General features: G+C 64.0%; 10 protein-coding genes and 1 other RNA gene. 6 read left to right on the top strand and 5 right to left on the bottom strand.

What is annotated here, in order from left to right; genetic code table 11:
• The 3 genes from OUY36_RS13525 to OUY36_RS13515 form a co-directional block, all read right to left on the bottom strand.
• Positions 1-744, bottom strand: a complete 744-nt coding sequence (locus tag OUY36_RS13525; protein WP_267934699.1) for an OmpA/MotB family protein — start codon at positions 742-744, stop codon at positions 1-3.
• Entirely contained in the window at positions 741-1,556 is an 816-nt protein-coding gene (locus OUY36_RS13520; protein ID WP_267934697.1) for a motility protein A, read from the bottom strand. Before OUY36_RS13520 ends, OUY36_RS13525 begins: the two co-directional genes overlap by 4 nt.
• Positions 1,557-1,666: 110 nt before the next feature.
• Entirely contained in the window at positions 1,667-2,653 is a 987-nt protein-coding gene (locus tag OUY36_RS13515; RefSeq protein WP_267934695.1) for an NAD(P)/FAD-dependent oxidoreductase, read from the bottom strand.
• A gap of 297 nt (positions 2,654-2,950) precedes the next feature.
• On the opposite strand from OUY36_RS13515, the gene ffs reads away from it, so the two are divergent.
• The 3 genes from ffs (at position 2,951) to efp (ending at position 5,067) form a co-directional block, all read left to right on the top strand.
• Positions 2,951-3,047: signal recognition particle sRNA small type (gene ffs / locus OUY36_RS13510), an RNA gene on the top strand.
• Positions 3,048-3,248: 201 nt separating this feature from the next.
• Entirely contained in the window at positions 3,249-4,403 is a 1,155-nt protein-coding gene (earP, locus tag OUY36_RS13505) for an elongation factor P maturation arginine rhamnosyltransferase EarP (RefSeq protein WP_267934693.1), read from the top strand.
• Positions 4,404-4,500: 97 nt separating this feature from the next.
• The gene (gene efp / locus OUY36_RS13500; RefSeq protein ID WP_011913626.1) at positions 4,501-5,067 is read left to right on the top strand and encodes an elongation factor P; all 567 of its coding nucleotides are present in this window, start codon (positions 4,501-4,503) and stop codon (positions 5,065-5,067) included.
• Between the two features lie 66 nt (positions 5,068-5,133).
• On the opposite strand, the gene OUY36_RS13495 is transcribed toward efp, so the two are convergent.
• Positions 5,134-6,582 carry an SLC13 family permease gene (locus OUY36_RS13495; RefSeq protein WP_267934690.1) on the bottom strand — a complete coding sequence of 483 codons (1,449 nt, stop codon included), beginning with the start codon at positions 6,580-6,582 and terminating at the stop codon, positions 5,134-5,136.
• A gap of 274 nt (positions 6,583-6,856) precedes the next feature.
• Positions 6,857-8,206: a class II 3-deoxy-7-phosphoheptulonate synthase gene (locus OUY36_RS13490; protein WP_267934688.1), complete on the bottom strand. Its 1,350-nt coding sequence runs from the start codon at positions 8,204-8,206 to the stop codon at positions 6,857-6,859.
• A gap of 134 nt (positions 8,207-8,340) precedes the next feature.
• Between OUY36_RS13490 and OUY36_RS13485 the strand changes: the two genes are divergently transcribed.
• From OUY36_RS13485 to OUY36_RS13475, 3 genes are all read left to right on the top strand, one after another.
• A complete protein-coding gene (locus OUY36_RS13485; protein WP_125867883.1) occupies positions 8,341-9,090 on the top strand; it encodes a spermidine synthase in 750 nt (249 codons plus the stop codon).
• A gap of 344 nt (positions 9,091-9,434) precedes the next feature.
• Positions 9,435-11,597 (top strand): methyl-accepting chemotaxis protein, encoded by a 2,163-nt coding sequence (locus tag OUY36_RS13480; protein WP_267934686.1) that lies wholly within the window; start codon positions 9,435-9,437, stop codon positions 11,595-11,597.
• A gap of 332 nt (positions 11,598-11,929) precedes the next feature.
• Entirely contained in the window at positions 11,930-13,591 is a 1,662-nt protein-coding gene (locus tag OUY36_RS13475) for a DEAD/DEAH box helicase (protein ID WP_125865509.1), read from the top strand.
• Positions 13,592-13,595: the final 4 nt, after the last annotated feature.

The following is a 13,595-nucleotide window of genomic DNA, read 5'->3' as shown; positions in this document are numbered from 1 at the left end:
TCAGGGCTTATCCGGCTCGGTCTGCATCACCAGCTCGACACGCCGGTTGCTGGCGCGGCCATGCTCGCTACCGTTGTCGGCAATCGGCCGGGTGTCGGCATAGCCGGTTGCGCTCAGGCGGGTCGCCTCGATGCCCGCCAGCTGCAGATAGCGCACCACGCTGCTGGCACGGCTGGCGGAAAGCTCCCAGTTTGAGGGGAAACGCTCGGTCTGGATCGGCAGATTGTCGGTGTGGCCCTCGACGATGATCCGGTGCGGGCTCGCGGCCAGCGTCGGAATCAGCCGATCGATGACGTCCAGTCCGGTATTTTCGAGCTCCGCCTGGCCTGAGCCGAACAGAATTTCGCTGCTGATGCGGAAGCTGATGCTGCCGTCGTTGACGATCACTTCGATGTCCTCGCCAAGCGCCAGCGCTTCTGCAGTATCACTGGTTTGCGCATCGGATACGGGAGCGTCGATCGCCGGCTCCGGCAGCGGAGCAATGGCCGGAATCGGTGCGCTGGTCGGCTGCGCCTCGATGGCCAGCGGCTCGGGTGTTGCCATTGCGGTGGGTGTGGCGATGGCGGCCTGGCTGTCGCCTTCGCCGTCAGCCTTGCCGGCCATGCTCAGCATGATCACCAGCATGACCAGCAACAGCGTCAGCATGTCCAGGTAGGTGATCAGCCAGGCTTCCTGTTCTTCGTCGCGCTGTGGATCGATGTGCCATTTCGAGAAACGGCTGCCCGAGGACGTCGCGCCGTTCAAGATGCCGCGTCCTGCGGCTTGCTGCGCGGCACGCCGGGGCCACCGTCGCGGATCTCGTCATCGTGATGGGCGATGAACGATTTCAACGTCTCGCGCATGTACGCCGGGCTGCGGCGGTTGCACATCATCGAGATGCCCTGCATGACCAGGTTCATCAGGGCGACCCGCTGCTCGGTGCGCCGCTCGAGCTTGACCGCGACCGGCTTGAGCACCAGATTGGCCAGCAGCACGCCATAAAAGGTGGTCATCAGTGCCACGGCGAGACTGCGGCCGATCTGTTCCATGTCACCGCTGCCGAGCATGAACATCAGGTTGATCAACCCGACCAAGGTTCCGATCATGCCGAATGCCGGGGCGTAGCTGGACATGGCGCGAAACAGCTGTGCCTCCGCGTTCTCGCGAGCGCGCAGGCGGGCGATGCGCCATTGCAGCACCTCCAGGATGTCTTCCTCGGGGGTGTTGTCGATCACCAGCTGCACGCCGGTGCGCAGGAACGGGTTGCTGACCTGTTCTACGGCTTTTTCCACCGCCGGCAGGTCGCCGCTGATCCACAGCCGCGAAATCTGCACCAATTCCTCGAGGTCCTGGCGGGTGTACAGCCGCTCGTTGCGCATGACCGTCCACAGCAGCCCGAACACCCGCGTTACCTCACGCAGCGGATAGCTGATGAAGGTGGCGGCCAGCGTGCCGACCAGAACGATGCCGAGACTGGGCAAATCGATGAACAGCGCAGGTTCTTTCGCGGCGAACAGCACGACCACGGCCAGCAGGCCGATGCTCGCGACAATGCCGATCAGAGTGGAGGGATTCATCGGGACTCCGCTGAAGGGGCGTTCAGAAAGCGCGCGATGATAGCAGCTGGCCCGCGCGCTCGGCTGACCTGGATCAGAGCCCGGTCAGCCACTCATGCGGGCAAGGAGGATCAGAGGTTTTCCAGTAGCCTGCGCGCGGCTTCCTGGCCGCTGAGCCAGGCGCCTTCCACCCGACCGGAGAGGCACCAGTCGCCACAGGCGTATAGGCCCAGCCCGGCATCGGCCAGTGCGGCCCATTCGTGTGCCTGTGCCGGGCGGGCGTAGAGCCAGCGATGCGCCACGGTCAATTCCGGCGCCGGGACCACGCAGTCGATCAGCTCGGCGAAGGCGCCGTGCAGGCATTCGATGACCGCCTCCTTGGGCAGGTCCAGATGCTGGCGGCTCCAGTTGCTGGTGGCATGCAGCACCCAGGTATCGAGCGCGCCGTCCCGGCCTGGCTTGCTGCGGTTGCGTGCCACCCAATCCAGCGCATCGTCCTGGACGAAACAGCCTTCCAGCGCGGTATCCAGCGGATTGGCGAAACCCAGGGCCACCGCCCAGGTCGGCTCCATCGCTACACTCGCGGCCACGGCAGCCAGTTTTGGCGCGCCGGACAGCAATGCGGCGGCCTGCGGAGCAGGGGCGGCGATGATCACATGACTGAACGGGCCATGGCTGGCGCCCGTAGCGTCGACCAGCGTCCAGAAGCGTTCGCCGCGGAATACTTCGGTGATGCGGCAGCTGAAGGTCACCGGCAGTTCACCCAGCAGGCCTCGGGTAATCGCGCTCATGGTCGGTGTGCCGACCCAGCGCAGCTGCTCGTCGGCCGAAGGCTTCAACAGGCCTTCGCGGGACTGGAACAGGGTAGGGGCCCATTGCTCTACCCAGCCGCTTTCCTGCCACTGGCGCACGATCTCGCTGAAGCGGCGATCACGCGCCGTGAAGTATTGCGCGCCGAGGTCTAGCGTGCCGGCATCGCTGCGTTTGCTCGCCATGCGGCCGCCGCTGCCGCGGCTCTTGTCGAACAGATGTACGGCTTGTCCGGCTTCGTGAAGCGCGCGAGCGGCCGACAGTCCCGCTATTCCGGTTCCGATGATGGCGATTGGAGCCTTGCTCATGATTACCTCGTGTGCTGGTGCCATCGGCCACGCAGTGGAAGTGCTGCGTAGCATGTTTTCATGACAAGCGTTCGATACCGCTTGAGCCTCCCCATCCTCGGACAGAGATCGTCCTTTGGCTAGAGGGTTTCGACGCAATGCGGCAAACGAGCGCGCGCTTTCGTGGCTTGCTGACCGGCGGTACCGGGCTGTCCCGGCCGTAGCAAAAGCGCTTGCCGCAGTCTTTGGTTGTAAGTTGCTGATAAGCCGGTACAATGGCGCCGCTCGCCGCCAGGCGGGTTTCGTTATGGTGGGCCCTGCCGGTCCCCTCGCAACGATCAGCCGTGAACCCGGTCAGGCCCGGAAGGGAGCAGCCGCAGCGGTGACATTGTGTGCCGGGGTGTGGCTGGTAGGGTTCACCTCCATAACGCTCGCTTTTTCCCTCCAGATTTTCAGTTCCGAGCGCTCATGCGTCGGGGCTCTTTCGCATGTCTACTCTACGTTCACTCGGCTGCCTCGTAGTCGGCGAGTCCGTTTGGCCGTGGCTGCGGCTCATGTATCCTGCGCGGCTATTTCAGTGGCACGAAAACGCCGTATCGGTTCGAGGAGCATGGGTTTGTCGGTCAAGGCAAGTTGGGACATCTTCTGTGCCGTCGTGGACAACTTCGGCGACATTGGCGTTACCTGGCGCCTGGCGCGACAGCTGGCGGCCGAGCATGGTCAGCGCGTCAGGCTGTGGGTCGACGATCTGGAAACCTTTGCGCGGCTCTGTCCGGCTGCCAGTGCCGATGCCGACCAGCAGCTCCATGAGGGCGTGGATGTCAGGCGCTGGTCAAGCCAGTGGCCGGGAGTCGAGCCTGCCGATGTGGTCATCGAGGCGTTCGCCTGCAACCTGCCGCAGCAATATATAAATGCCATGGCCGGCAGCGGGCGGCGGATTCTCTGGCTGAATCTGGAGTACCTGAGCGCCGAGGACTGGATCGTCGGCTGTCATGCGCTGCCGTCACTGCAGCCCAACGGTGTGCAAAAGTACTTCTTCTTTCCAGGGTTCGAGGCTGCCACTGGCGGCCTGATTCGCGAAGCCGATCTGATGCTGCGTCGGGCCAGCTTCCAGCGGGATCGGCAGCAGCAGGCCGATTTTCTCGCCACGCTTGGCGTGGTGCGGCAAGCGGATGCGCGCTTGCTGTCGTTGTTCGCCTACGAAAACCCGGCAGTTGCGGGCTGGCTGGACGCGCTGGCGGCTGACGTGCGGACCAATCAGCTGCTGGTGCCGGAAGGGCGGGTACTGGGTGATGTCGCGGCCTGGCTCGGCGTGCCCGGGCTGAAAGCGGGGGAGCGTTATCAGCGCGGCAGCCTGCAGATCTGCATCGTGCCGTTCATGACGCAGGACGAATACGACCTGCTGTTGTGGAGCTGTGATTTCAATGCCGTACGTGGCGAGGAGTCCTTCATTCGTGCGCAGTGGGCCGGGCGCCCGCTGGTGTGGCACATCTACCCGCAGGAAGACGACGCGCACTGGGACAAGCTCAACGCGTTTCTCGACCTTTATGCGAACGGCCTTGCGCCGGCGGCTGGCACGGCGTTGCGCGCGTTCTGGCACGCCTGGAACGCCAGGGAGGGCGCCGCGCAAGCCTGGGCTGATCTGCTGCGGGAGTACCCGGCGCTGCTCGAGCATGCCGAGGCCTGGACGCATGCACAGGTCGCCAACGGCGATCTGGCCGGCAAGCTGATGTTCTTCTTCACCGACTGGCTGGAGGCTGTTCACGGTTGACGCAGGGCCGCGCGCCGTCACGCGGCTTGCGACGATATGGGAACAGACCCTATGATACGCGGCCTGTTTTTTGTCTCTAATTCCTTCGGATATTTCTATGAAAACCGCACAAGAGTTCCGTGCCGGCCAGGTGGCCATCATCAACGGCGCACCCTGGGTCATCCAGAAAGCCGAGTTCAACAAGTCCGGTCGTAACAGTGCCGTGGTCAAGATGAAGCTGAAGAACCTGCTCAACGGTTCGGCTACCGAGACCGTGTACAAGGCTGACGACAAGCTGGAGCCGGTCATCCTCGAGCGCAAGGAAGTGACCTACTCCTACTTCGCCGACCCGCTGTACGTCTTCATGGACAACGAGTTCAACCAGTACGAAATCGAGAAGGACGACCTCGAAGGCGTGATGACCTTCATCGAAGACGGCATGACCGACGTCTGCGAAGCCGTTTTCTACAACGACAAGGTGATCTCCGTCGAACTGCCGACCACCATCGTTCGTGAAATCGCCTACACCGAGCCGTCCGTACGTGGCGACACTTCCGGTAAGGTCATGAAGACCGCCCGCCTGAAGAACGGTGCCGAGCTGCAGGTTTCCGCCTTCTGCGAAATCGGCGACTCGATCGAGATCGACACCCGCACCGGCGAGTACAAGTCGCGCGTCAAGGCCTGATCCTCGGCCTGCGGTGGACAAAAAAAGCCCAGCTCGATGCTGGGCTTTTTCGTTTCTGTGCGTGTGTCAGCTCGCCCAGATCCAGCCGACCAGGCCGTAGCAGAGCAGGGTGACCAGCATCACGCCGAACAGGTTGATGGCAAAGCCGGCCTTGATCATCGACTGGATGTGCATCTGCCCCGTACCGAACACGATGGCATTGGGTGGCGTGGCTACCGGCATCATGAAGGCGCAACTGGCGGCGATCGCTGCCGGAATTGCCAGCATCTCTGGCGACAGTCCCTGAGCCACCGCCAGGGCGCCCAGCAGTGGCAGGAAGGCCGCGGCCGTGGCGGTGTTGGAAGTGATCTCGGTCAGAAAGGTGATGACCAGCGCCACCAGGCCGATCATCAGGATCAGCGGCAGGGTGCCGAAGCCGCCGAGGCTTTGCGCGATCCATTGCGCCAGCCCGGACGCGCCGATCACTCCGGCCAGCGACAGGCCGCCACCGAACAGCAGCAGCACGCCCCAGGGCGCCTTGTTGGCCTGCTCCCAGTCCATCAGGAATACGCGCTGGTGCAGATTCACAGGAATCAGGAACAGCGAAAGCGCGGCGGCCATGGCGATGCTGGTGTCGTTCACGCCATCGACGTACTCGGCCAGCAGCGGCTGGAAGATCCAGGCCAGTGCCGCCAGGGTGAACACCACGGCGACCAGCTTTTCGGCCCTGCTCATCGGTCCCAGTGCAGCCATCTCCTGTTCCAGCATGGCGCGGCTGTCGCCACCGGACAGCTTGAAGCCGCCGCGGGTCAGCCACCACCAGATGAACAGCAGCATGCCGAGGCTCACCGGGAGCCCCAGTAGCATCCACTGGCCGAAACCGATGTGCACGTCATAGTTCTCGCGCAGAAAGGCGGCGAGCAAGGCATTGGGCGGCGTGCCGATCAGCGTGGCGATGCCGCCGACACTGGCGGCATAGGCGATGCCGAGTAGCAAGGCCACGGCGAAGCGCTCGCCATCGCGCTTGTCGCTGCCGGCAACCAGCAAACCGATCACCGACAGGCCGATCGGCAGCATCATGATGCTGGTGGCCGTGTTGCTGACCCACATGCTGATGAACGCTGTAGCGATCATGAAGCCGGCGATCTGTCGACTCGGCGCGTTGCCGACCGCCAGCAGAGTGGCCAGCGCGATGCGCTTGTGTAGGTTCCAGCGCTGCATCGCCAGACCCAGCAGGAAGCCACCCAGGAACAGGAAGATGGTGGGGTTGGCGTAAGGCGCAGTGGCCTTGGCCAGTGTGTCGATGTCCAGCACCGGAATCAGCAGAATCGGCAGCAGCGAGGTGGCGGGAATCGGGATGGCTTCGGTGGACCACCACACCGCCATCAGCGCGGCCATGCCGACGGTCAGCCAGGCGGTTTCCGACAGGCCGGCCGGTGGCTCGGTGAGAATGCACAGCAACAAGAGCAGAGGCCCGAGGAACAGGCCGATGGAGGCCGCGATAACGGCCCCCTTGTTCTGGGATGAATCGGTCATGCAGTTTTCCTTCAATCAGCTGACCCGGCTGCCAGGGCGCCGGCATGGGTCAAAACGTCGCGGATTCTAGCAGTCAATAGTTAGCTACCGAATAAACGGTGTTGCTAATTATTAGCGTGCTATGAACTGCATGAGGCATGCGTATCCGGATGCCGAGCCAGTCAGGGCCGTTCGAGACCAGCGGCCACCCTGCGACGGTCGATAGCTCGTCATGCTTTGCCAACCTGTTCGACTACGGCGACGGTGGGCCGCCGTATCGCAGAAAGATTGGACCTCAGCTGGGGCGCAGTTGCTTCAGCGTCTCGGCGATCATGAAAGCCATTTCCAATGACTGGTCGGCATTCAGGCGCGGGTCGCAATGGGTGTGGTAGCGATCGCAGAGGCCGGCCTCGGTGATCGGGCGCGAGCCGCCGATGCATTCGGTGACGTTCTGCCCGGTCATCTCGATATGGATGCCGCCCGGGTAGCTGCCTTCGGCGCGGTGCACGTCGAAGAACTGGCGGACCTCCGCGAGTACGCGCTCGAAGTCGCGCGTCTTGTAGCCGCTGGATGCCTTCATGGTATTGCCGTGCATCGGGTCGGAGCTCCACAGCACCTGGCGACCCTCGTTTTGCACCGTGCGCACCAGACGTGGCAGGTCGGCTTCGACCTTGTCGGCGCCCATGCGCACGATCAGGTTCAGGCGGCCGGGGTCGTTCTGCGGATTGAGGATGTCGATCAGCCGGATCAGCTCATCCGTGTCCATGCTGGGACCGACCTTCACCCCGATGGGGTTGCCGACGCCGCGCAGGAACTCAACGTGAGCGCTGTCCAGCTGACGGGTACGGTCGCCGATCCACAGCATGTGTGCGGAACAGTCGTACCAGCCGCCGCTGAGGCTGTCCTGGCGCACGAAGGCCTGCTCGTAGTTGAGCAGCAGCGCCTCGTGGGCGGTGAAGAAGCTGGTCTCGCGCAGCTGCGGCGCGCCGTCCAGGCCGCAGGCCCGCATGAATTTCAGTGTTTCATCGATGCGCGCGCCGAGCTGGTGGTATTTCTCGGCCAGCAGCGAGTTGGCGATGAAATCCAGGTTCCACTGATGCACCTGATGCAGGTCGGCGAAACCGCCCTGGGCGAAGGCGCGTAGCAGGTTCAGGCTGGCGGTGGACTGATGGTAGGCCTGCAGCAGGCGCTCCGGATCGGGCACCCGGCTCTTGGCGTTGAAGTCGATGCCATTGACGATGTCGCCGCGGTAGGCCGGCAGCGTCACGCCGTCGATGGTTTCGTCGCCTGCCGAGCGCGGCTTGGCGAACTGACCGGCCATGCGTCCGACCTTCACCACCGGGCAGCCGGCGGCAAAGGTCATGACGATGGCCATCTGCAGTAGCACCTTGAAGGTGTCGCGAATCTTGGGCGCCGAGAATTCGGCGAAGCTTTCGGCACAATCGCCACCCTGCAGCAGGAACGCCCGGCCCTGGGTCACCTCCGCGAACTGCCGACGCAACTCGCGTGCTTCGCCGGCGAAGACCAGCGGCGGCAACCCGGCGAGCGTCGTTTCCACCTGCTTGAGGTGCTCGGCGTCCGGATACACCGGCTGTTGCTGTATCGGCTTGTCTCTCCAGCTCGAAGGGCTCCAGGCTTGGCTCATGATCGTTCCAGTTATCGCAGAAAGTCCGCCGATGTTACCCGAAGCGCTCCGCCGCTGGAGATAGCGATGGCCTATCGGGCTGCGTAATATGCGCCGATTGCCAACCGGCGGGCCGGACCTTGCGGAGTGCAGCGATGGAAAAAGAGGAGCGTTTGCTCGCAGAGGTGCGCGACGCGTTCGGCCTCATTCGGGTGCTCGAGGTGGGCGATTACCGCTTTCTTGAATTTGGCGCCGCAGTCGAGCAGAGCTGCGTGTTCACTGCCGATCCGGCCTGGCTGGAGTACGACTACACCCGCGCCATGCTGCTCGGGGCGCTCTGTCATCCGCAGCCGGAGACCGCGCTGTTTCTTGGGCTGGGTGCAGGCAATCTCACCCAGGCCTGCCTCAAGTTCCTGCCGCTGGAGGATGTCGAAGTCATCGAGCTGCGCCCGGCGGTGCCAGAACTGGCCATGCGTTACCTCGGACTGCAGGACGACCCGCGCTTGTATATTCGCATCGGAGATGCAACCGAGCTGCTGGAAACCGCCGAAACGGCCGATCTGATCTTTGTCGACCTCTACAACGATGCCGGCCCGGATGCCGCGCACCTGGCCTGGACGTTCCTCAAGCGCTGTCAGGAAAAGCTCAATCCGGGAGGCTGGCTAGTGATCAACCAGTGGGGCACCGATGATGATCGTCCGCTCGGTGCGGCGCTGTTTCGCGGGCTGTACCACCGGCATTACTGGGAGTGTCCGGTGAAGGAGGGCAATGTGGTCGTGCTGGTGCCGGCCGACCTCGAGCAAATGCTGGACGTTGCCGATCTGCGCCAGCGCGCCGAGGCACTCGCGCCGCGCCTTGGCTATTCGTTGGATTCGCTGATCGAGGCACTGCGCCCAGCTAGCTAAGCAGTGCGACAAAGCGGTGCGCGGCGATGCACCGTGATGGTTTGCGGGACCCGAATTGGTGCGTTTGCAGCGCACCCGCGCCGGGATATCAGTCCGCGGCGTTTCGCCACACCCCCCCTGCGCAGAGCGCTGCGCTAGTCCAGGCGTTACTTGCGACGGCTTCCAGGGCGAGCATGAGCGTTCCTGGTGCGCAAGCAGCCCGCAGGGTGGGCTTCAGCCCACTGGAATAGCCGAGCATCAATGGTGGGCTAAGACCCAAGTGTGCGCGGTACCGTCGCGCAGCTGCATGCTGGTCTGCTAATTGCAGTTTGCCAGTATGTCTTCTCGGCAATAAGGAACGCCCGGTGCCCCAGCTTCAAAGCCTGCAGATGCAACTTTCCCCTAGCGAACGTCACTGGCTGCCCTGGTTGGGGCGCACTGGCAAGCTGTCGATGCGCTGGTCCTGCTGGTTGAACCGCGGCGTCTACGCGGCCATAGAGCAGGTGTTCGAGGGCGTAGCGCAATCGCGGGTGCGCATTCTGCAGAATTGGGTGAACACCCACTGGGAGCATCTGGCTGACCTGGCCGCGAGCCTGGGCGAGGATCTGGCGCATGTCGATGTCCAGACTCTGGAGAAGAAGCGCGCTCAGTTGCCGGATCTGTCCGAGCTGTTCGTCATCGACCCGCAGGGGCGGGTGCTGACCTCGACCTGTGCCGCGCATGTCGGTCAGCAGGATCTCGATGCCCGTGCCGTGGCCCAGGGGCTGAGCGAGCCGTTCCTGCATGGGCCTTACCGTGATCCGCTGACCGAGCGCCTGGGGCCGACCACCTCGCGTTTTCATGACGCGGTGACGCTGATGTTCTACCAACCGGTGCAGGTGGGAGGTAAACGCCTCGGCTGCCTCTGCGCGCGGGTGCCGAACGATGTACTGGGGGATCTGATTCAGCGCGAAGCCGGGCACGTCTATCCGGAATCCGGCGACAACTACCTGTTCATGGTCGATTCGCGCTTCGACAGCCGCATCCAGCCCGGCACGGCCTTGTCGCGCTCACGCTTCGAGGACGGCACCTTCAGCCACGGCGAAAACCTCAAGAGCGGGGTGCACACCCGCTGGGGTACGGTACGTGTGCAGCGGCATACCGAGTTGGAGCTGCGCTTTACCGATCCGGCCACCGGCCAGCTCCACCCCGGCGTGCGGGAAACCATCGCCAGGGGCTCCAACCTGTTCGTCAGCTATCCCGGCTATTCCGATTACCGCCACATCCCGGTGATCGGCAAAGGCGTGACCTTCCAGCTGCGCGGTTCGCCGGATCGCTGGGGCATGATGTGCGAGGCTGATCTGGAGGAGGTTTATCGCCGGCGCTCGCTGAGCGTCGGGCTGATGAAGACCTATCTGCTCACGGTGACCACCTTGTTCGCTACCGGCAGCCTGTTGCAGGCCTTCAGTGGTCTGTCCGAGGCGGCGCTCTACCTGCTGAACGGCGTGTTGCTCGTGCTCGGCGCCTGGGCATTCGCCACCTTCGGCCCGCGTCGGCTGGCAGCGCGCATGCAGGAGATGACCGAAGTGATCCGCACCCTCGCCGAGGGTGAGGGAAACCTTCGTCAGCGGCTCGACAGCAGCACCATGCAGCGCGACGAGAGCGGCGACATGGCGCGCTGGATCAACAGCTTCATCGACAGCCTGGATGGCGTGGTCGGCCAGGTGATCCAGGTATCAAAGCACGTGCGCCAGGACAATGAGCTGATGCTTGCTCGCAGCAGCGAAGCCGGGCAGACCACCAGCGACGTCGCCGAATCCATACATCAGCTGCTGTTGCTGGTGGAAGAGCAGCTGGGCGAGATCCAGCAGGCCTCGATGACCGCCGAGGAGATGAAGGCGGCGATGGACGAGGTGATGAGTCGTGCACGCGCGCGCTTCGCGACCGTACGTGAGGGCACCGAGTCCATCCGCGACGTGGTGCAGCGCTCGGCGCAGAGCGTGCAGCTGCTCGACAGCCGCATGGGCGAGATCGACGAGATCGTCCGCCTGATCAGCGATATCACCAACCAGACCAACCTGCTCGCGCTCAATGCCGCGATCGAAGCCGCTCGCGCCGGTGATCACGGGCGCGGCTTTGCCGTGGTGGCGGGGGAGGTGCGCTCGCTCGCGCTGCGTACGGCCAAGGCAGCGGAGGACATCCGCGAGAAAGTCGAGAGCCTGCAGGGCGAGACGCGCCAGGCCGTGTCGTTCATGCAGGGCGGCGTGCAGGATGTCGACAGCAGCCTGCGACTGACCGAGGAGGCGACATCGGAAAACGTCCATCTGCACGAAACCGTGGAGCGCATGTTCGAGATCATCAAGGGGCTGAACGAGCGCAGCCTGCATTACGGTCAGACCATTCGTGGCGTCGACCAGGCCTCCAGTGAAATGGGGCAGACGTTGGGCGTGCTGCAGGACAGCGCCGAGCGCGTGCGCCACACCGCCGGCAAACTGCATCAGCTGGTCGGTCGTTTCCGTGTCAGCGCCGCCAACAGTGAAGCGGCCTGATCCCCAAGCCGCGCCACCCACCAGTTCCGGTGGGAGGCGCAGCCGCGGGTAGTCCCGAGGCATCGCGCTATCCGCTGCGCCGTAAAATATCCGCACAGCTTCACGTTAATCCGGTATAGTACGCGCCGGCTGAAACCCAGCCTGCGTTCAGGTACTGCAACACACGAAGCGCCGCTTCGGCTGCTGTCCGCTTCGAGCGGACTATCTTGACGATTCATCATCCATACGTTTTCGCAACCCCGCCGACCAGGCTGCCAGGGTGACCTTCGGGTTTTGCACGGCATGCGCAGCTTCGGAACAATGGGTCTTGCGGAGCATCAGAGACAAGACCCATGACCCAGGAAATCGGCGGCTTTGCCGCACTCGGTATTCACTCCGCTGTTCTGGCTGCCATCAGCGCAGTCGGCTACGAAGAACCATCCCCCATCCAGGCCCAGGCGATCCCGGTGATCCTCGGTGGTCACGACATGATCGGCCAGGCCCAGACCGGTACCGGCAAGACCGCCGCCTTCGCGCTGCCGATCCTGTCCAAGATCGATCCGGCCAAGCGTGAGCCGCAGGCGCTGATCCTCGCGCCGACCCGCGAACTGGCGCTGCAGGTCGCCACCGCGTTCGAGACCTATTCCAAGCAGATGCCGGGCGTCAGCGTCGTCGCCATCTATGGTGGTGCCCCGATGGGCCCGCAGCTCAAGGCCATCCGTCAGGGCGCGCAGGTTATCGTCGCCACTCCGGGCCGCCTGGTCGACCACCTGAGTCGCAACAGCGAACTGCTGTCGACCATCCGCTTCCTGGTCCTCGATGAGGCCGACGAGATGCTCAAGCTCGGCTTCATGGACGACTTGGAAGTGATCTTCGAAGCCATGCCGGAAAGCCGCCAGAGTGTGCTGTTCTCCGCCACGCTGCCGCACTCCATCCGTGCTATCGCCGAGAAGCACCTGCGCGAGCCGCAGCACATCAAGATCGCTGCCAAGACCCAGACCGTCGCGCGGATCGAGCAGGCGCACCTCATGGTCCATGCCGATCAGAAGATCCAAGCCGTGCTGCGCTTGCTCGAAGTTGAGGATTTCGACGCGCTGATCGCCTTCGTGCGCACCAAGCAGGCCACCCTCGACCTGGCCGCCGCACTGGAAGCCAAGGGCTACAAGGCCGCTGCGCTGAACGGCGACATTGCCCAGAACCAGCGTGAGCGCGTCATCGAATCGCTCAAGGATGGCCGCCTGGACATCGTCGTCGCCACCGACGTCGCCGCCCGCGGCATTGATGTGCCGCGCATCACCCACGTGTTCAACGTGGACATGCCGTACGATCCGGAGTCCTACGTGCACCGTATCGGCCGTACCGGTCGTGCCGGTCGCGAAGGTCGCGCACTGCTGCTGGTAACGCCGCGCGAGCGTCGCATGCTGCAGGTTATCGAGCGCGTGACCAACCAGAAGGTCGCCGAAGCTCGTCTGCCCAACGCGCAGCAGGTGCTGGACGCGCGCATCAAGAAGCTGACAAACAGCCTCGCGCCGCTGGTCGCCGATGCCGAAGCCACGCATGGCGAGCTGCTCGACAAACTGGTTGCCGACATCGGCTGCAGTCCGCGCGCCCTGGCCGCTGCACTGCTGCGCAAGGCCACCAATGGTCAGGCGTTGACCCTGGCCGAAGTGGAGAAAGAGCAGCCGCTGGTCCCGAGCAGCGGCCCGCGCGAGCGCTCCGATCGTCCTGAGCGTAGCGGTGACCGCGAGCGTCGTGCGCCGATGCCTCTGGCAGAAGGCCGCGCCCGTTGCCGCACCCCGCTGGGCGCGCGTGACGGCATCGCCGCCCGTAACCTGCTCGGCGCTATCCTCAACGAGGGCGGCCTGGCCCGTGAAGCCATCGGCCGTATCCAGGTGCGCGACAGCTTCAGCCTGGTCGAGCTGCCGGAAGATGGCCTCGATCGCCTGCTCGGTAAACTCAAGGACACCCGCGTAGGTGGCAAGCAGCTCAAGCTGCGCCGTTATCGCGAAGACTGATTTG

Origin of the sequence: Stutzerimonas sp. R40042 (assembly GCF_026642215.1) — a bacterium.
In the GTDB taxonomy this organism is placed as follows: Bacteria; Pseudomonadota; Gammaproteobacteria; order Pseudomonadales; family Pseudomonadaceae; genus Stutzerimonas; species Stutzerimonas frequens.
Note: the sequence above shows the minus strand (reverse complement) of the source record. Positions and strands in the feature narration are given on the sequence as shown.

Coding starts and splice junctions, on each gene's coding strand:
- OUY36_RS13490 (WP_267934688.1), bottom strand. CDS start 8,206: ATGAGCCAAGCCTGGAGCCCTTCGAGCTGGAGAGACAAGCCGATACAG.
- OUY36_RS13520 (WP_267934697.1), bottom strand. CDS start 1,556: ATGAATCCCTCCACTCTGATCGGCATTGTCGCGAGCATCGGCCTGCTG.
- OUY36_RS13495 (WP_267934690.1), bottom strand. CDS start 6,582: ATGACCGATTCATCCCAGAACAAGGGGGCCGTTATCGCGGCCTCCATC.
- OUY36_RS13475 (WP_125865509.1), top strand. CDS start 11,930: ATGACCCAGGAAATCGGCGGCTTTGCCGCACTCGGTATTCACTCCGCT.
- OUY36_RS13515 (WP_267934695.1), bottom strand. CDS start 2,653: ATGAGCAAGGCTCCAATCGCCATCATCGGAACCGGAATAGCGGGACTG.
- efp (WP_011913626.1), top strand. CDS start 4,501: ATGAAAACCGCACAAGAGTTCCGTGCCGGCCAGGTGGCCATCATCAAC.
- OUY36_RS13485 (WP_125867883.1), top strand. CDS start 8,341: ATGGAAAAAGAGGAGCGTTTGCTCGCAGAGGTGCGCGACGCGTTCGGC.